The organism is Sphingomonas turrisvirgatae, assembly GCF_001721295.1.
In the GTDB taxonomy this organism is placed as follows: Bacteria; Pseudomonadota; Alphaproteobacteria; order Sphingomonadales; family Sphingomonadaceae; genus Sphingomonas; species Sphingomonas turrisvirgatae.
This window is the reverse complement of record NZ_MDDS01000013.1, coordinates 40,371-58,892: the sequence shown is the minus strand read 5'-3', so window position 1 is coordinate 58,892 and position 18,522 is coordinate 40,371. Positions and strand designations below refer to the sequence as shown.

Below are 18,522 nucleotides of genomic sequence, written 5' to 3'. Positions count from 1 at the left end.
GCGCCGCTTGACCCTTCCGCCAACGCTCCCCTATCGGCCGATCGAGACGAGAGAGGGAGACTCGCGCAATGAACAAGCTCTACCCCGACGCCAGTGCAGCTTTGGCCGGATTGCTGCACGACGGCATGACGATCTGCGCGGGTGGGTTTGGATTGTGCGGCATTCCCGAGCGGTTGATCGATGCCATCAAGGAGTCGGGGGTCAAGGAGTTGACGATCGCCAGCAACAACGCCGGCATCGATAACGAAGGCCTCGGCAAGCTGCTGCGCACGCGGCAAGTGCGCAAGATGATCTCCAGCTATGTCGGTGAGAACAAGGAGTTCGAGCGGCAATATCTCGCCGGCGAACTCGAAGTCGAATTCTGCCCGCAGGGAACGCTGGCGGAACGCTGCCGTGCCGGCGGGGCCGGTATCCCGGGGTTTTACACCAAGACGGGCGTTGGCACCAAGGTGGCCGAAGGCAAGGAGGTGAAGGTGTTCGACGGCCAGGAATATATCCTGGAGCGCGGTATTCGTGCCGATCTGTCGATCATCAAGGGCTGGAAGGCCGACGAGAGCGGCAATTTGATCTTCCGCAAGACCGCGCGCAATTTCAACCAGCCGATGGCGACCGCCGGGAACATCTGCGTCGCCGAGGTCGAGGAAGTGGTGCCGGTCGGCAGCCTCGACCCCGATGCCATTCATTTGCCCGGGATCTACGTGAAGCGCATGATCGTCGGTGCGCCATACGACAAGAAGATCGAGTTCCGCACCACCCGGGTCCGCGAGACGGCGTGATCCGCCTGCGCGCCGCGCTGGTCATGGCGTCGGCATCGCTGCTGATTCACGGCTGCGTGGCTGCGGCGATCCCGCTGGCGGCCGGCGGGGCGATCGCACGGGGGGAGCGCTCCAAGGCGAGGGAGGCTCGATCGGTAGCGGTTCAGGCAGACGATCCGGCGTCCGCGCCGTTGGTCGTGACGACCACGCTGACCGCACTTCCTCCGCCCGGCGGCGCAGCTGGCGAGCACGCGGCCGAGGCGTTGCAGGGATATCAGGGGCTGTGGACATATCTTGCCGCCCAGGCCGCAAAGCGAGCCCGCGGCGAGCCGCTGCGGTCGGCTGTCCTCGACACTGGCGCCGCGTTGGCCGCGCCGCGCTATGTCGCGTGCGACAAAAAGCCGCTGGCGATGCTTGTCGACATTGACGAGGACGCGGCGAAAAGCGCTGATCCCGATGCGCGATGGCGGCGCTGGAACGGCGATGCGCGTGATGCGATCGTCGCCGCCCCAGGCGCGTTAGAGGGCGTCGAAGCAGCCCGCCGGGAAGGCATCGCCGTCATCTTCACCTCGGCTCGTTCACCCGAGAGCGCCACCGGCGTCATTGCCGCACTGGACCAGCTCGGTTTTGGGCGGCTTGAACTGGGGAAAACGCTGTATCTGCAAGGCCAGGCTTCGGCGGACGCCGTCCGCAGGGGCATTGCCGGCGATTATTGTGTCATCGCCATTGTCGGCGACGCGTTTGAAGACTTCCGCAGCCTACTGCCCGCGAGCGGGCAGGCGCAGATGCAATCCATGGCGGTGACCGATACGATGGTCGCGCCATTATGGGGGGCAGGGTGGTTCCTGCTCCCAAGCCCCGTGCGCAGCACGGCTGTCCCTTCGATCAATCCCACGGGAGGAAAATGAATGCCCTGGACTCGCGATGAAATGGCCGCCCGTGCCGCCAAGGAACTGCAGGACGGCTTCTACGTCAACCTGGGCATCGGCATCCCGACGCTGGTCGCCAATCATATCCCCGAGGGCGTGACGGTGACGCTTCAGTCTGAAAACGGGATGCTCGGCATCGGCCCCTTCCCCTATGAAGGGGAGGAGGATTCGGACCTCATCAACGCGGGCAAGCAGACCATCAGCGAATTGCCGCAATCGGTCTATTTCAGCAGCGCCGATAGCTTTGCGATGATCCGCGGCGGGCATATCGACCTGACCGTGCTGGGCGCGATGGAAGTGGCGCAGAATGGCGACATCGCCAACTGGATGATCCCGGGCAAGATGATCAAGGGCATGGGCGGCGCCATGGACTTGGTCGCCGGGGTCAAGAAGGTGATCGTGGTGATGGAGCATAATGCCAAGGATGGCACCCCCAAGTTCATCCCCGATTGCACGCTGCCGCTGACCGGCAAGAATGTGGTGGACATGATCATCACCGACCTCGCCGTGTTCCAGCGTGACGACCATGACGCGCCGTTCCGTCTGATCGAACTGGCACCCGGCGTATCGGAAGCGGAAGTCGCGGCGAAGACGACCGCCAGCTATGAAGTCGCGCTGATCGCCGCGTGAAGTGTGTGGGCGGCAGCTGCCGCCCACAACCTCAGCTTGGCGCAATGAAATGCTGCCTGCGCTTGTTCCGGCGCAACAAAGGCGTATTGGCACACCATGATGACCAGCCAGCCGCTCACGCTCTACGAGAAAATCTGGAATGCGCACGTCGTGGAGCGCGGTGAGGACGGCACCTGCCTCATCTATATCGATCGGCACCTGGTGCATGAGGTGACCAGCCCGCAGGCGTTCGAAAGTCTGCGGGCGAACGGCCGCCGCGTCCGTCGGCCGGACCTGACGCTGGCGGTGCCGGATCACAACCTGCCGACCACGGCGAGGACCGATGGCGCGGGCAATCGCCTGCCGATCGCCGATCCGGAAAGTGCGCAGCAGCTTGCCACACTCGAACGTAACGTCGCCGAGTTCGGGATCGACTATTTCGGCGCGACATCGCCGGAACAGGGCATCGTCCATGTCGTCGGCCCCGAGCAGGGCTTCACGCTTCCCGGATCCACGCTGGTCTGCGGCGACAGCCATACCTCGGCGCACGGTGCGCTTGGCGCGCTGGCATTCGGCATCGGCACGAGCGAGGTCGAGCATGTGCTCGCGACGCAGACGCTGATGCTCAAGCAATCGAAGACGATGGAGATCCGCGTCGACGGTACGCTGGGCTATGGCGTCAGCGCCAAGGACGTTGTGCTGGCGATCATTGGCAAGACTGGCGCTGCGGGCGGCACGGGCTATGTTGTCGAATATACCGGCGAGGTGATCCGCAGCCTGTCGGTGGAAGGGCGGCTGACCGTCAGCAACATGTCGATCGAAGGCGGCGCGCGCGCGGGCCTGATCGCGCCGGACGAGACCACCTTTGCGTATCTGAAGGGCCGCCCCATGGCGCCAAAGGGCGCGCAATGGGAACAGGCGCTCGCCTGGTGGCGCACGCTGCCGACCGATGCCGGCGCTTGCCATGATAAGGTGGTCACGCTGCAGGGCAGCGATATCTCGCCCTCGCTCACCTGGGGCACGAGTCCGGAGGACGTCGTGCCGATCACTGGCACCGTGCCGAATCCCGAAAGCTTCGCCGATCCCGCCAAGCGGGTCGCGGCGCAGAGGTCGCTAGAATATATGGGCCTGACGCCCGGCATGCGGATGCAGGACATCGCAGTCGAGAATATCTTCATTGGCAGTTGCACGAACAGCCGGATCGAGGATCTGCGTGCAGCCGCGGCCGTGGTGAACGGCCGCCGTGTCGCCGATGGCGTGCGTCAGGCGTTGATCGTACCAGGCTCGGGTCTGGTCAAGCGTCAGGCCGAGGCCGAGGGACTTGATCGTATCTTCACCCAGGCTGGCTTTGAATGGCGCGAGCCGGGCTGTTCAATGTGCCTGGCGATGAATCCGGATAAAGTGCCGCCGGGCGAACGCTGTGCTTCCACTTCGAATCGGAATTTCGTAGGACGCCAGGGACCGGGCGCGCGAACGCACCTCGTCTCGCCCGCCATGGCGGCGGCTGCGGCGGTGACGGGCAGGTTGACGGACGTTCGGGACCTGATGGGGGCCCGATGAAGGGGAAGATTTCCAGTGAAGCGCGTATTTGTGATGCTGGTGGCCGGCACGGCCCTGAGCGGGGCTGCTGCCCTTTATGCGACATCGACGGCACAAGCGGTGGAGCCGACGAAGCCGCAGGATCGCGCCAGCCGCTGAACCCAGCGCACGGAGGTTGAAGATGGATCCGGTCAAGAAGGTCGAGGGCAAGGCGTATCCCTGGGGCGCCAAAAATATCGACACCGACATCATCATCCCGGCGCACTGGCTCAAGACGATCAGCCGCGAAGGGCTTGGCAAGGGAGCGTTCGAGAGCATTCGGGCGCAGCCGGGCAACATCTTCGACGACCCTGATTATGCCGGTTCCCCGATCCTGATCGCCGGCGACAATTTCGGCTGTGGCTCGAGCCGCGAGCACGCCGCGTGGGCGCTGGCCGACATGGGGATCAAGGCGGTGATCGCGCCGAGCTATTCCGATATCTTCTCGGGCAACGCGTTCAAGAACGGCATCGTCGCCGTCGTGCTGCCACAAGACGCGATCGATCGTCTGATCGAGGTCGCCAAGACCGACGAAGTGACGGTCGATCTCGAGACGATGACGATCACCACGCCGTTCCAGGACCGGTTCGCGTTCGACATGGATCCGTTTCGCCGTAATTGCCTGATGCAGGGGCTGGACGAAGTCGGCCTGACACTGGCAAGAGATACCGCAATTTCGAAATATGAGTCGGCGGTCGATCTGGACCGTCCCTGGCTCAAGCGGGAGGGCGGGAATGAAGGCGTTGTTGTCGCATGAGATCGGCGGACCTGAAACTCTAACAATCAACGAATTACCTGACCCGGTTGCGAAGCCGGGCGAAGTGCTGGTCGCGGTAAAGGCCTGCGCGATCAACTATCCCGACGTCATCATCATCGAGGACAAATACCAGTTCAAGCCGCCGCGGCCGTTTGCACCGGGCGGCGAGATCGCCGGCGTCGTCGAAGCCGTGGGGGAGGGGGTCGCCGGCTGGCAGCCCGGCGATCGGGTCATCGCATCGATCGGATGGAATGGCCTTGCGCAGAAGGTCGCCGTCGAGCAGCGCCGGCTTTATCGCTTGCCTGAGGGCAAGAGCTTCGAGCAGGGCGCGGCGTTGCTGATGACCTATGGCACCAGCATTCACGCACTGCTCGATAGAGGGCATCTCAAGGCAGGCGACACGCTGCTGGTACTCGGTGCGGCCGGCGGCATCGGTCTTTCGGCGATCGAGCTTGGCAAGGCATTCGGCGCCCATGTCGTTGCCGCGGTATCGAGCGAGGAGAAGGCGGCTGCCGCTCGCACCGCTGGCGCTGACGCGACGGTCGTCTATGGGCGCGCGCCGTTCGACAAAGACCAGTCCAAGGCACTGGCCGAGCAGTTCAAGGAAGCCGTCGGGCCGAACGGCGCGCAGGTCATCTATGACCCCGTCGGCGGCGACTATGCCGAACCCGCGCTGCGCTCGATCGGGTGGGAAGGGCGCTATCTGGTGGTCGGCTTCCCCGCCGGCATCCCCAGGCTGCCGCTCAACCTGACACTGCTCAAGAGCTGCGATGTGTGCGGCGTGTTCTGGGGAGCGTTTGCGGCACGTGATCCGCAGGCAAACGCTGCGCACGTCGATCACCTCTTCCGCCTGTGGCAAGCGGGTAAGATCGCTCCGCACGTCAGCGAAACCTTCGCCTTCGAGGATGGCGGCAAGGCGATTGCCAAACTCGCCAGCCGGGGTGCGATCGGCAAGCTCGTCGTGAAGGTGGCAGATTGAGTTCAGGCCGGTGACTTGCCGTAGATTGCGATGGATTTTCCGGCTCACGTGCGCTTAACACAGGTCGATGTCACCTGATGCGATGATCGCGGGCAGCTCGGTTGCTGCCGTCGTCAGCGATGCGACGGCTGGCGATTATCCGATCATCGCCTGCAACGATGCCTTCGTGCGGCTGACCGGCTATCCGCGCGAGCAGGTGATCGGGCGCAATTGCCGATTTCTGCGCGGGCCGGAGACCGAGCCGCATCTTACCGAAGAATTACGTTCCGCCTTGCGTGAGCGGCGCGCCACGCTGGTCGAGATCACGAATTATCGCCGTGACGGATCGAGGTTCCGCAACGCCATCATGCTGGCGCCGCTGTTCGATCCTGACGGCGAGGTCCGCTACATACTGGGTTCGCAGTTCGATGTCTCGACGCCGCGCACGGATCAACCTGCCAAATCTTTGCTAGATGGTCTGTCCGACCGACAACGGGCCGTGCTGCAACGCATGGCAGCAGGCCTTATGAACAAACAGATCGCATTTGAGCTGGGCGTCAGCGAACGGACGGTGAAGCTGCAACGTTCCGCCCTGCTCAAGGCGCTCGGATGCCGGACGACGGCGGAGGCGATCCGAGTTGCGATCGAGGCGGGGCTGTAGTGATCCGCGGGAAGCGCGAACGCTCCCGCAGAAACGCTATCACATCGGCATCAGCACCTTATCGATCACGTGGACGATGCCGTTGCGGTTCTGGACGTCGGCCGTGGTGACCGTTGCGGTGCCGCCCGCGGCATCGGTGATCACCACCGAGTTGCCGGACAAGCTAGCCTTCAGTTCTGCGCCCTGCACCGTCTTGAGCGTCGCCGTGCCGCCACCGGTCTTGATCTGTTGCATCAGGTTCTGCGCCGTAACGCGGCCGGGCACGACGTGGTAGGTCAGAACACTGGTCAACTGGCCCTTATTCTCGGGCTTCAGCAGGGTGTCGACGGTGCCGGCTGGCAGGGCGGAAAAGGCAGGATCGGCGGGCGCGAAGACTGTGAATGGACCCGGGCCACTCAAGGTCTCGACCAAGCCAGCCGCCTTGACCGCTGAAACCAGCGTGCTGAGCGACGGCGTGGCTGATGCATTCTCGACGATGGTCCGGGAGGGGGCCGCTGACTGCGGCTGGGCAATGACCGGCGCGGTCGCGATCAGACCACCAGCGGTGAGCACAAGCAAATTGCGAAGCGTAGACATGGATATTCGTCCTCAGATCGAAATGGTTCAGCGCCAATGCGCCAGGCGGGATTTCGTTTCGCTCTGGAACCTCTGACTAAATACAAGCCTTCAATGCCAAGTCATGGGAAATTAACAATTCTTTTGCTGTATGCCTCTCGAGCTTGCCCTTAAGGGCAAGTCGATAAAACGTGCGGGAAAGCTACTTTCCACCCTGCCGCCGTGCCATGAACGCCAGCCGCTCGAACAGCATGATGTCCTGTTCGTTTTTAAGCAGCGCGCCGTGCAGCGGCGGAATTGCCTTGGTCGGGTCGCGGTTCTGCAGGACCTCGAGCGGCATGTCCTCGTGCAGGAGGAGCTTCAGCCAGTCGAGCAATTCGCTCGTGCTCGGCTTTTTCTTGAGACCCGGCACCTCGCGAATGTCGTAGAAGATGTCCATCGCCTTGCTGACCAGGATCTTCTGGATGCCGGGGAAATGGACGTCGATGATCGCCTGCATCGTTTCGCGATCCGGGAACTTGATGTAATGGAAAAAGCAGCGGCGCAGAAATGCGTCTGGCAGTTCCTTTTCATTATTCGACGTGATGACGACGATCGGCCGCTCGACGGCGCGCACCGTCTCGTTCGTTTCATAGACATGGAACGCCATGCGATCGAGTTCGTGGAGCAAATCGTTGGGGAACTCGATGTCGGCCTTGTCGATCTCGTCGATCAGCAGCACCGGCAGTTGCGGCGACGTGAAGGCCTCCCACAGCTTTCCCTTGCGGATATAGTTGCTAATGTCGTGGACGCGTTCGTCGCCGAGTTGGCCGTCCCGCAGTCGCGCAACGGCGTCATATTCGTACAGACCCTGATGCGCCTTGGTCGTCGACTTGACGTTCCATTCGATCAGCGGCGCGTTGACCGCCTTGGCGATCTCATAGGCAAGCACCGTCTTGCCGGTACCCGGCTCGCCTTTCACCAGCAGAGGACGGCGAAGCGTGACGGCAGCGTTTACCGCGACCTTGAGATCGTCGGTAGCGACATAGTCCTGAGTGCCTTCGAAGCGCATGCCCGTCCTCGCCAGATTGGAAGATCGGGTACGGGGTAGCGGGAAGGGACAGGGCCGCGCAAGCGATCAGTGGCGGTCGCGCGCGCTCGCACGGGCCTCCAACAGGTCCCACAGCCCGCGATGCTGGGCCAGCATCTGCTGCGCGCCGAACAGCATTGCGCGTTCGGTGGACAGCCGGGCGGCGAGAGCGTCGACCACCGTCATCGTCTCGTGCACCGGCGGCAGCGTGGAGTCGGGCGGGTCGATGCCCAATCGCCTAGCCGTAAGATCGAGCATGCCACGGATCGCCGGCCAATCCAGGATCAGCGCCAGCGCCGTGCCATCGGCGCAGCCTGCGCGGTCTGATTGCGCCAGCATGTCGAGCGCATGACGTTGCGCCGCTATGGCAGCCTCTGATGCTGCCTGTCCGGGCGTGCTGGGCAACGGACCGGCGGCGGCGACCAACCGGACGACGAAGGCGCGTTCGGCGGCAAATGCCGGCGCGGCTTGAGCCAGCCATTCGGCCGTGGCAGCCTCGCGCGAGTGCGCGGCAGCCTGCTCGATCACATCGGGGTGCCGCGCATGAAGCAGGCAGAGTTGGTGCACAACGTCGGACAGGTCGCGCATTGCCGGCGTGCCGGTACCGAGGCGCGCGAGAAAACGGTGCCCGGTGCTGCCATCCGCCGCGACCAATGTCGCAAGCGTACCCGACGCACCGCCCATTCCAGCAGTCTGGACCGATTCGAAAGCCATTTCATCCCCACGCTCGACACACGGCCAAAACGCTGCCGCGCATCGATGTTGTGAGGCACGGGTCTATACCGAAGCGCGTAAAGACGTGGTTGATGCGCGGTTTACCTTTTGTGCAGGCGCGCCGTCCCGATGCGAAAAGGGCGGGGATAACCCCGCCCTTCATGTCACTGATCCAGGAACGACCGCATCTTGCGCGAGCGGCTGGGATGTTTGAGCTTGCGGAGCGCCTTTGCCTCGATCTGGCGAATGCGCTCGCGAGTGACGCTGAACTGCTGGCCCACTTCCTCCAGCGTATGGTCGGTGTTCATGCCGATGCCAAAGCGCATGCGCAGCACGCGCTCCTCGCGCGGGGTCAGGCTTGCCAGGACGCGGGTGACCGTTTCCTTGAGGTTCGCCTGGATCGCGGCGTCCACCGGGATGATCGCATTCTTGTCCTCGATGAAGTCGCCGAGGTGCGAATCCTCCTCGTCGCCGATCGGCGTCTCGAGGCTGATCGGCTCCTTGGCGATCTTCATCACCTTGCGCACCTTTTCGAGCGGCATGGAAAGGCGTTCGGCCATCTCCTCCGGTGTCGGCTCGCGACCCTGCTCGTGCAGGAACTGGCGGCTGGTGCGCACCAGCTTGTTGATCGTCTCGATCATGTGGACCGGGATGCGAATCGTGCGCGCCTGGTCAGCGATCGAGCGAGTGATCGCCTGACGGATCCACCAGGTCGCATAAGTGCTGAACTTGTAGCCGCGGCGATATTCGAACTTATCGACCGCCTTCATCAGGCCGATATTGCCCTCTTGGATCAGGTCCAGGAACTGCAGGCCGCGGTTTGTGTATTTCTTGGCGATCGAGATCACCAGCCGCAGGTTCGCCTCGACCATCTCCTTCTTGGCAATTCGGGCCTCGCGCTCGCCCTTCTGCACCATGTTGACGATGCGGCGGAATTCGATGAGCGCCATGCCGGTCTGCTGGCTGATTTCCGCCACTTCCACCCGAATTCGATCGACCGCGGCACCCTCGTTCGTGGCGAAGGCGGCCCACTTCTTGTCGATGCCGCCCACGGACCCGAGCCACTGCTCGTCCATCTCGTGATTGACGTAGCGGTCGAGAAAGTCCTTGCGGTTCACCTTATGCCGCTCGGCCAGGCGCAGCATCTGGCCGCCCAGCGCGGTCAGCCGGCGGTTGAAGCTGTACAACTGATCGACGAGATATTCGATCTTCGCCTGGTGGAACTGCACGCTCTCGACCTCGGCGGTAAGATCCTCGCGCAGCTTCTGATACTTCTTCTCGTCAGCCGCCGCGAGCTCGCCGCCGGCCGCCATCGCGTCCAGCCGCTGCTGCTGCATCTTGCTGAACTTCTTGTAGATCGCAGTGATGTTGGCGAACTTCTCAAGCGCCTGCGGCTTGAGTGTCTCCTCCATCTGGGCGAGGCTGAGGGTGTTGTCCTCCTCATCATCGTCCGACGGCCGTGGCGTGCGGCGCTCGCCGTCCTCATCCTCGTCGACCGAAGCCTCCTCGGGCTCTTCTTCTTCCTTGATGCTCGTCCCGGCGGTCTTTTCGCTGATCTCGCCGTTGTCGTCTTCCTCAGCGCCCTCGACCTGTTCAGCCGACGGACCCTTGTTGAGCATGGCATCGAGATCGAGGATCTCGCGCAGCTGCATCGTCCCTTCGTTCAGCGCGTCGGACCAGCCGATGATCGCGTTGAACGTGATCGGCGATTCGCACAGGCCCAGGATCATCGTGTCGCGGCCGGCCTCGATCCGCTTGGCGATCGCGATCTCGCCCTCGCGCGACAGCAGCTCGACGGCCCCCATCTCGCGCAGGTACATGCGAACGGGATCGTCGGTGCGATCGACCGTTTCCTTCTTCTTCTGGATCTCGAACGCTGGTTCGCCGTCGTCCTTGCTGTCGGTATCGACCTCGTCCGGCGTGTCCTCCTCGGTCTCGCCGTCCTCGCCCGCGTCCTCATTCTCGACCACGTTGACGCCCATGTCGGACAGGGCCGACATCACGTCCTCGATCTGATCGGTCGTGAACTGATCCTGCGGAAGCATCTCGTTCAGCTGGTCGACGGTAATGTAGCCACGCTTCTTTGCGCGCGCGACCAGCTTCTTGATGGAGCCTTCGTTGAGGTCGATCAGCGGCGCATCGCCGCCCTCGGTCGTGTCCCCGTCGTCAGCCATGATTGCCTTTGCCATCGAATGCCTTTGTATGCAGATGGCGGCAATTATACGCCGCCTATGCGCCAAGTTACTCTTCGTCCGCAAGCATCAGATTCGCGAGACGCAATTCGAGTTCCGCCTTGCGCCGTACAAGCGCCACCTGCCGCTCGAACGCCGCGTCGCTAAATCCCGCCTGCACCGCCGCCGTCGCTTCCGCGAGCGCGGCATCGACCTGCGGCCTGGCTGCCAGCACCGCGATCGCCTCGCCCAGGTCGAGCGACGCCCGCCCCGCGTCCCATTCCTTCTGCGTGAAGGTGAAGGGCAACGTGTCTGCGCGCAGCAACTCGCTTGAAATCTGATCGAAACCGGACGCGGCCAATATGGTGCGCAGCCGAGCGGTATCAAGCGCCTGATCCTCAAGCGCCTGATCCTCAAGCGCCACGTCCACCACCGCTTCGAACAGCCGACCGAGCGCATCGTCGGCCAGACGCATCGACGACAGGATCTCGACATGCCGGGCGATTTCGGCCGGATGTCGGATCAGGCCGGCGAGCACCGCCTTGGCCAACACGCGGTCGATTCCCGTTGCGCCAAGCGCCTGAACCGTGGGGCTGGGCGGCGGTTCGGGCGGCTGCCAGCGCTGCCCGGCCTTGCCACGCGTCGGCGTTCGCGGGGTGAAGGCACGCGGGGCAGGCGCGAAATGCGCGTCGAACCGGTTGCGGAACTCCTGCACATATTCGTGGCGGACGTTCGCGTCCTGAATGGTTCCGGCAAGATCGGACAGGCGGCGCTTGAGGCCAGCTCGCTGCTCGGGCGTATCGAGCGGCTCGGCGGCGAGTTCATGCTGCCAAATCCGGTCGGCCAGCGGCTGGGCGGCGGCAAGCAGCTGTTCGAACGCCTGAGGTCCGGCCGAGCGGACGAGATCGTCGGGATCTTGGCCGTGGGGCAAGGTGACGAACGCCAGGCTGCGACCGGGCGCCAGATGGGGCAGGGCGCGATGTGCGGCGCGGATCGCAGCCTTCTGTCCCGCACCGTCACCATCGAAGGCGAGCAGCGGCACGTCCGCCATGCGCCAGAGCCGTTCGATCTGGTGCTCGGTCAGCGCGGTGCCGAGCGGGGCGACGGCTTCGCCAAAGCCAGCCTGCGCCAGGGCGATCACGTCCATATAGCCCTCGACCGCGATCACGCGGCCCGACTTGCGTGAGGCGGCGGCGGCGCGATCGAGATTGTAGAGCGTACGGCCTTTGTCGAACAGCGGCGTCTCGGGCGAATTCAGATATTTCGGCTCGCCCTCGCCGATGATCCGACCGCCGAAAGCGATCACGCGGCCGCGCGCATCCCGGATCGGGATCATCAGCCGGCCGCGGAACCGGTCGTACGGCTCCTTGTTCTCGACGCTGATCAGCATGCCGGCCTCGACCAGCATCGCGTCGCCATAGGATTTGAGCGCTTCCTTGAGCTTCGTTCGCGAATCCGGCGCATAGCCGAGGCCGAACGCTCGTGCCGTATCGGCATTGATCCCGCGCCGCTCCAGCACGGCGCGCGCCGCTTGCCCCGCGATGCCGTGCAGCTGATCGGCGAAGAAACTGGCCGCATCGGCCACCAGCTCATGCAGCCCCTTGGCGCGCTCGGCCTTTTCCGCCGCGCGCGGATCGGCCGCCGGCACGTCCATCCCCGCCGCCGCCGCCAGTTCCTTCACCGCATCCATGAAGGGCAGGCCCTGCTGATCGGTCAGCCAGCGGATCGCATCGCCATGCGCCGAGCAGCCGAAACAGTGATAAAAGCCCTTGTCATCGTTGATGTAGAAGCTTGGCGTCTTCTCATTATGGAAGGGGCAACACGCCCGCCATTCGCGACCGGCGCGCGTGATCTTCACCGTCCGCCCGATCAGGGTGGACAGCGTGGTCCGCGCGCGCAGTTCGTCGAGAAAGGCGGGGGTCAGGCTCACCTCAGGACAGCGCCGCCTTCACCAGCGCGCTTGCCTTGCTCATGTCGAGGCTGGCGGCGTGGCGCGACTTGAGTTCGGCCATCACGCGGCCCATGTCCTTCATGCCGCTGGCACCGAGGTCAGTCTTGATCGCCTCGATCGCGGCGCGTGTGTCGTCTTCGCTGAGCTGTGCGGGCAGGAAGCGCTCGATCACCGCGACTTCGGCTTTCTCTCCGTCGGCGAGTTCCTGGCGCCCGCCCTTTTCGAACATCTCGATCGATTCGCGGCGCTGCTTGACCATTTTTTGCAGCACCTCGACCACCAGCGCGTCGTCGTCAGAGACAACTGCCTGCGTGCGCCCCTCGATATCGCGGTTCTTGATCGCGCTCTGGATCAGGCGGATGGTGGAGGTCGTGTCCTTCTCGCCGGCCTTCATGGCGGTGACGAGCGCGGTCTTGATGTCGTCGCGGATCATAAATCTACTCACAGGTGAATCGGAATGTCAGGGCAATAGACCCCACAGGCGGTTGACGCGAGGGGGGGAGGGGGTTAGCGGGCAGCGCTTAGCGACATCGCCGGAAAAACTGACAGGAGCGACCTTCTCTGATGGCCGAAGCCACGCCTATTGCCGTGCCCGAAGGCGCTACCGGCGTCCTGGTTCTTGCCAGTGGCGAAGTCATTTGGGGCCGTGGCTTCGGGGCCGAGGGCAATGCCGCGGGCGAGGTCTGCTTCCACACCGCGATGACCGGTTATCAGGAGATCATGACCGACCCGTCTTTTGCGGGCCAGATGATCTGCTTCACCTTTCCCCATATCGGCAATGTCGGCGCGAACCCGGACGATGTTGAGGCGGACAATCCCCATGCGCTCGGCATGATCGTGCGCGAGGATGTGACCGAGCCGTCCAACTTCCGCAGCGTCGAGCGGCTGGATGACTGGATGAAGCAGCATGAGCGCATCGGCCTGTCCGGCATCGATACGCGCGCGCTGACGCGGCGCATCCGGGGGACTGGCGCGCCCAACGGCGTGATCGCGCATTCGGCGAGCGGCGAGTTCGACATCCCCTGGCTGCTCGAGCGCGCGCGGGCATGGCCGGGGCTGGAGGGCATGGACCTTGCCATCACCGTCACCGCCGAAACGCATTACGGCTGGGAAGGCGGCGTGTGGCGGCTGGGCCATGGCTATGACGCCGATGCGGCGGGCGGCGAGCGACCCCCTGTCGTCGCGATCGACTATGGCTCGAAGCACAACATCTTCCGCAACCTGGTGCAGGCCGGCGCGCGGGTGACGGTGCTGCCGGCACAGGCGACGGCGAAGCAGGTGCTGAGCTTCGACCCCGACGGCATCTTCCTGTCGAACGGCCCGGGCGATCCCGCCGCGACCGGCGAGTACGCCGTCCCGGTGATCCGCGAGCTGCTGGAAACGAAGAAGCCGCTGTTCGGCATTTGCCTGGGGCATCAGCTGCTGGCGCTCGCCGTCGGCGGCCAGACCACCAAGATGTTCCAGGGCCATCGCGGCGCCAATCACCCGGTCAAGCGGCTGAGTGACGGCGCGGTCGAGATCACCAGCATGAACCATGGCTTCGCGGTCGAGAGCGCGAGCCTGCCCGACGGCGTGATCGAGACGCATGTGTCGCTGTTTGACGGCAGCAATTGTGGGATCGAACTCGACGGCGGGCGTGCGTTCAGCGTGCAGTATCACCCTGAAGCATCGCCTGGGCCGCAGGACAGCTTCTATCTGTTCGAGCGGTTTGTGGGGATGCTGCGGTGAAAGAGCGTCTGTCACATGAGCTCCGACAAGCTCTCGCGAGTGTCTCAACTAAGAGTGTGATGAACCCTGTATTGTGGCTATGCGCAATCATTTCCCTGCCATGCTTTGTTCTCTCGCTGCTCTCCGATGGAATTTTTCAGTTCGCCTTTTTTGCAGTTGGGCTGCTTCCACTGTTGATGGCTCTGTATCTATTTTTGAAATACTGTGATAGACCACAGTTATTTCAGTCTGAAGAGTGCCGGCTCAGAGATCAGGCCTTGAGAGTATTCGGAGATAGCAAACGAGTAGACATGAGCGCGCTGCCGGCAATCATAAGTCAACCGCCTCTAATGAGCCTGGAGGACATGCGCGCCGTCGATCGTAAGGTTACTGATGATGAGTAAGCTCAATCGCCTACAAATTCGCGACAACCTCTATATTCTTGTATTTAATACAATGGATCGAAGCTACGATGCGGATGATGTGCAATCGTACATTGAAAACAATGAGCGTGTGGTAGATTGGTGGAATTATTTCCCTGGTACTTATCTTATCGAGTTTTCTGATGGTCCGAAAACATTTATGTCTGAGTTGTATGGTCAGATACCTGATGCGTCCTGTTTTTGCTCCCGAATCAACACCGGCGAATTTACTGGGCGCATCAACGGCGATGCATGGTTGTGGCTTCTTGATCTTCCGGAGGAGCGCAAAGCGCAACTCCGGGAACAGATGATAGAAGATACACGACGTTTGAAAGATCGTAGCTCCTGATGCCTAAACGCACTGACATCTCCTCCATCCTCGTCATCGGCGCTGGTCCTATCGTAATCGGCCAGGCGTGCGAGTTCGACTATTCGGGCACGCAGGCGATCAAGGCGCTCAAGGAAGAGGGCTATCGCATCGTCCTGGTCAATTCGAACCCGGCGACGATCATGACCGATCCCGAACTGGCCGATGCGACCTATGTCGAGCCGATCACGCCCGCGGTCGTGGCGAAGATCATCGAGAAGGAGCGGCCCGACGCCGTCCTTCCCACGATGGGCGGTCAGACGGCGCTCAACACCGCGCTGGCACTGGCGCAGGATGGCACGCTGGAGAAGTTCGGCTGCATCATGATTGGCGCCGATGCAGAGGCGATCGACAAGGCCGAGGATCGCCTGAAGTTCCGTGAGGCGATGGACAAGATCGGCCTCGAATCTGCCCGTTCGGCCATCGCGCACACGGAGGCCGAGGCGCTGGAGGGGCTGGAGAAGGTGGGCCTGCCTGCGATCATCCGCCCGTCCTTCACGCTGGGCGGCACCGGCGGCGGCATCGCGTACAACAAGGAAGAATTCATCGACATCGTCCGCAAGGGGCTGGACGCGTCGCCGACCACCGAGGTGCTGATCGAGGAATCGCTCCTCGGTTGGAAGGAATATGAGATGGAGGTCGTGCGGGATCGCAACGACAACTGCATCATCATCTGCTCGATCGAGAATGTCGACGCGATGGGCACGCACACCGGCGATTCGATCACGGTCGCGCCCGCGCTGACGCTGACCGACAAGGAATATCAGATCATGCGCAACGCCAGCATCGCGGTGCTGCGCGAGATCGGCGTTGAGACTGGCGGATCGAACGTGCAGTTCGCGGTGAATCCCAAGGACGGTCGCCTGATCGTGATCGAGATGAACCCGCGCGTGTCGCGTTCCTCGGCGCTGGCGTCGAAGGCGACCGGTTTCCCGATCGCCAAGGTCGCGGCGAAGCTGGCGGTCGGCTATACGCTGGACGAGATCGAGAACGACATCACCGGCGCGACGCCGGCGTCATTCGAGCCGACGATCGACTATGTCGTGACCAAGATCCCGCGTTTTGCGTTCGAGAAGTTCAAGGGCTCCGAAGCTGTGCTCGGCACCGCGATGAAGTCGGTCGGCGAAGTGATGGCGATCGGCCGCAACATCCATGAATCGATGCAGAAGGCGCTGCGCGGCCTGGAGACGGGCCTCACCGGCTTCAACAATGTCGAGCGGCTGGCCGGCGCGCCACGCGCGGAGATCGAGGCGGCTTTGGCGGTACGTTCGCCCGACCGACTGCTGGTCGCGGCACAGGCGCTGCGGGAAGGCTTTACCGTCGCAGAGGTGAACCAGCTGGCGTCGTACGACCCCTGGTTCCTTGAGCGGATCGCGGAGATCATCGAGGCGGAGCGCGAGGTGTGCGCCCATGGCCTGCCGCAGGACGCGGCGGGGATGCGAAAGCTCAAGTCGATGGGCTTCTCCGATAAGCGGCTCGCCTGGCTGGCGCTGTCCTCGGCGAATTTGCGCGAAGGCGCAGCGCAGATGGCGCGATCGTCCGGCCTGATCGGTGAGGTCGTGAAGGCGATGACCGGCGGCGTGACCGAGGCAGACGTGCGCGCGCTGCGCCACAAGCTGGGCGTGCGCCCGGTGTTCAAGCGCATCGACACCTGCGCGGCCGAGTTCGACGCCAGGACGCCGTACATGTACTCAACCTATGAGTCCCCATCCTTCGGCGAACCGGAGTGCGAGGCGGTACCGTCGGATCGGCGGAAAATCGTCATCCTGGGCGGTGGTCCGAACCGGATCGGGCAGGGGATCGAGTTCGACTATTGCTGCTGCCACGCCTGCTTCGCGCTGGCTGATGCGGGCTATGAAACGATCATGATCAACTGCAACCCGGAAACGGTGAGCACCGATTACGATACGTCCGACCGCCTGTATTTCGAGCCGCTGACGGCCGAGGACGTGCTGGAAATCCTGCACGTCGAGCAGTCGAAGGGCGAACTGGTCGGCGTCATCGTTCAGTTCGGCGGCCAGACGCCATTGAACCTGGCGCGCGCGTTGGAGAGTGCGGGTATCCCGATCCTGGGCACTTCGCCCGACGCGATCGACCTGGCCGAGGATCGCGAGCAGTTCGCGGATCTCGTATCGAAGCTGGGCCTGAAACAGCCGTCGAACGGCATTGCACGCAGCCGCGACGAAGCGATCGCGGTGGCCGAGCGGATCGGCTATCCGGTGCTGACCCGGCCGTCCTTCGTGCTGGGCGGGCGGGCGATGGAGATCGTCGATACGCCCGAGCAGCTGGATCACTATATCCAGACTGCGGTGCAGGTGTCGGGCGACGCGCCGGTGCTGATCGACCAGTATCTTCGCGACGCGATCGAGGTCGACGTCGATGCCATTGCCGATGGTGACGATGTGGTCGTCGCTGGCGTGCTGCAGCATATCGAGGAAGCCGGCGTCCATTCGGGCGACAGCGCCTGTTCGATCCCGCCCTATAGCCTGCCCGCTGAGGTTATCACCGAGATCGAGCGTCAGACCGAGGCGTTGGCGCGCGCGCTGAACGTGCGCGGCCTGATGAACATCCAGTTCGCGGTGAAGGACGGCGTCGTCTATCTGATCGAGGTCAACCCGCGCGCCTCGCGTACCGTACCGTTCGTCGCCAAGGCGATCGGCACGCCCATCGCCAAGATCGCAAGCCGCGTGATGGCGGGCGAGAAGCTCAGGGACCTGCCGAAGATCGACCGCAACATCGATCATATCGCGGTCAAGGAAGCGGTATTCCCCTTTGCGCGCTTCCCCGGCGTGGACCCGGTTCTGTCGCCGGAAATGAAGTCGACCGGCGAAGTCATGGGGATCGATCGCGATTTTCCCATCGCCTTCTATAAATCGCAACTCGGCGCCGGCACCGTGCTGCCTGAACAGGGCGCGGTGTTCGTGAGCGTCAAGGACAGCGACAAGCCGGTGGTCCTTCCCGGCGCGAGACTGCTCGCGGAGTTGGGTTTTACCCTGGTCGCGACCGGCGGCACGGCCGATTACCTGACGGCTCAGGGCGTTCCGGTCGAACGAGTCAACAAGGTCGCACAGGGCCGCCCGCACATTGTCGACCGCATCCGCGACGGCGACATTGCGATGGTTTTCAACACCACCGAGGGCTGGCAATCGCTGAAGGACAGCGAGTCGATCCGCGCATCGGCCCTGTCGCTCAAAATTCCGTATTTCACGACCGCGCCGGCGAGCGTGGCGGCGGCACGGGCGATCGCGGGCCTTCGTGGCCAGTCACTTGAAGTCCGGCCGCTGCAGGCGTATTATTCGCAGTCGCACAATTGATCCCC

General features: G+C 63.3%; 17 protein-coding genes. 11 read left to right on the top strand and 6 right to left on the bottom strand.

The annotated features are described in order from the left end of the window. Positions 1-68 precede the first annotated feature (68 nt). The 8 genes from BFL28_RS05565 (at position 69) to BFL28_RS05535 (ending at position 6,247) form a co-directional block, all read left to right on the top strand. A complete protein-coding gene (locus tag BFL28_RS05565) occupies positions 69-776 on the top strand; it encodes a CoA transferase subunit A (RefSeq protein ID WP_069319616.1) in 708 nt (235 codons plus the stop codon). Then, a complete protein-coding gene (locus BFL28_RS05560; protein ID WP_069319615.1) occupies positions 773-1,663 on the top strand; it encodes an HAD family hydrolase in 891 nt (296 codons plus the stop codon). Before BFL28_RS05565 ends, BFL28_RS05560 begins: the two co-directional genes overlap by 4 nt. Further along, entirely contained in the window at positions 1,664-2,314 is a 651-nt protein-coding gene (locus BFL28_RS05555) for a CoA transferase subunit B (protein WP_069319614.1), read from the top strand. Between the two features lie 99 nt (positions 2,315-2,413). Then, positions 2,414-3,853 (top strand): 3-isopropylmalate dehydratase large subunit, encoded by a 1,440-nt coding sequence (gene leuC, locus BFL28_RS05550; protein WP_069319817.1) that lies wholly within the window; start codon positions 2,414-2,416, stop codon positions 3,851-3,853. Positions 3,854-3,868: 15 nt separating this feature from the next. Beyond that, entirely contained in the window at positions 3,869-3,991 is a 123-nt protein-coding gene (locus BFL28_RS21665) for a hypothetical protein (protein WP_277620992.1), read from the top strand. 22 nt (positions 3,992-4,013) lie between these two features. Beyond that, on the top strand, positions 4,014-4,628 hold the full coding sequence (gene leuD, locus BFL28_RS05545) for a 3-isopropylmalate dehydratase small subunit (protein WP_069319613.1): 615 nt from the start codon (positions 4,014-4,016) through the stop codon (positions 4,626-4,628). Next, entirely contained in the window at positions 4,606-5,607 is a 1,002-nt protein-coding gene (locus BFL28_RS05540; protein ID WP_173655684.1) for an NADPH:quinone oxidoreductase family protein, read from the top strand. The genes leuD and BFL28_RS05540 overlap by 23 nt, the downstream gene beginning before the upstream one ends. Before the next feature lie 82 nt (positions 5,608-5,689). Next, positions 5,690-6,247, top strand: a complete 558-nt coding sequence (locus BFL28_RS05535) for a PAS domain-containing protein (protein ID WP_241527227.1) — start codon at positions 5,690-5,692, stop codon at positions 6,245-6,247. A 39-nt stretch (positions 6,248-6,286) separates the two neighbouring features. Here BFL28_RS05535 and BFL28_RS05530 read toward each other — a convergent pair whose 3' ends face one another. The 6 genes from BFL28_RS05530 to BFL28_RS05505 all read right to left on the bottom strand — a co-directional run bounded on the left by BFL28_RS05530 (position 6,287) and on the right by BFL28_RS05505 (position 13,140). Then, positions 6,287-6,823 carry a fasciclin domain-containing protein gene (locus BFL28_RS05530; protein ID WP_069319611.1) on the bottom strand — a complete coding sequence of 179 codons (537 nt, stop codon included), beginning with the start codon at positions 6,821-6,823 and terminating at the stop codon, positions 6,287-6,289. A gap of 181 nt (positions 6,824-7,004) precedes the next feature. After that, positions 7,005-7,853, bottom strand: coding sequence for an AAA family ATPase (locus BFL28_RS05525; RefSeq protein ID WP_069319610.1), 849 nt, complete (start codon positions 7,851-7,853; stop codon positions 7,005-7,007). A 66-nt stretch (positions 7,854-7,919) separates the two neighbouring features. Continuing rightward, positions 7,920-8,585 carry a DUF6975 family protein gene (locus BFL28_RS05520; RefSeq protein ID WP_173655683.1) on the bottom strand — a complete coding sequence of 222 codons (666 nt, stop codon included), beginning with the start codon at positions 8,583-8,585 and terminating at the stop codon, positions 7,920-7,922. Positions 8,586-8,749: 164 nt separating this feature from the next. After that, positions 8,750-10,774, bottom strand: coding sequence for an RNA polymerase sigma factor RpoD (rpoD, locus tag BFL28_RS05515; protein ID WP_069319609.1), 2,025 nt, complete (start codon positions 10,772-10,774; stop codon positions 8,750-8,752). A 52-nt stretch (positions 10,775-10,826) separates the two neighbouring features. Then, positions 10,827-12,686 carry a DNA primase gene (dnaG, locus tag BFL28_RS05510; protein ID WP_069319608.1) on the bottom strand — a complete coding sequence of 620 codons (1,860 nt, stop codon included), beginning with the start codon at positions 12,684-12,686 and terminating at the stop codon, positions 10,827-10,829. 1 nt (position 12,687) lies between these two features. Beyond that, positions 12,688-13,140 carry a GatB/YqeY domain-containing protein gene (locus BFL28_RS05505; RefSeq protein ID WP_069319607.1) on the bottom strand — a complete coding sequence of 151 codons (453 nt, stop codon included), beginning with the start codon at positions 13,138-13,140 and terminating at the stop codon, positions 12,688-12,690. A gap of 131 nt (positions 13,141-13,271) precedes the next feature. Here BFL28_RS05505 and carA point away from each other — a divergent pair, with 131 nt between their 5' ends. From carA to carB, 3 genes are all read left to right on the top strand, one after another. Then, positions 13,272-14,435, top strand: coding sequence for a glutamine-hydrolyzing carbamoyl-phosphate synthase small subunit (gene carA, locus BFL28_RS05500; RefSeq protein WP_069319606.1), 1,164 nt, complete (start codon positions 13,272-13,274; stop codon positions 14,433-14,435). 375 nt (positions 14,436-14,810) lie between these two features. Beyond that, positions 14,811-15,185: a hypothetical protein gene (locus BFL28_RS20700; protein ID WP_131818608.1), complete on the top strand. Its 375-nt coding sequence runs from the start codon at positions 14,811-14,813 to the stop codon at positions 15,183-15,185. Continuing rightward, entirely contained in the window at positions 15,185-18,517 is a 3,333-nt protein-coding gene (gene carB / locus BFL28_RS05495; RefSeq protein WP_069319605.1) for a carbamoyl-phosphate synthase large subunit, read from the top strand. Before BFL28_RS20700 ends, carB begins: the two co-directional genes overlap by 1 nt. The last annotated feature ends 5 nt before the right edge of the window (positions 18,518-18,522 follow it).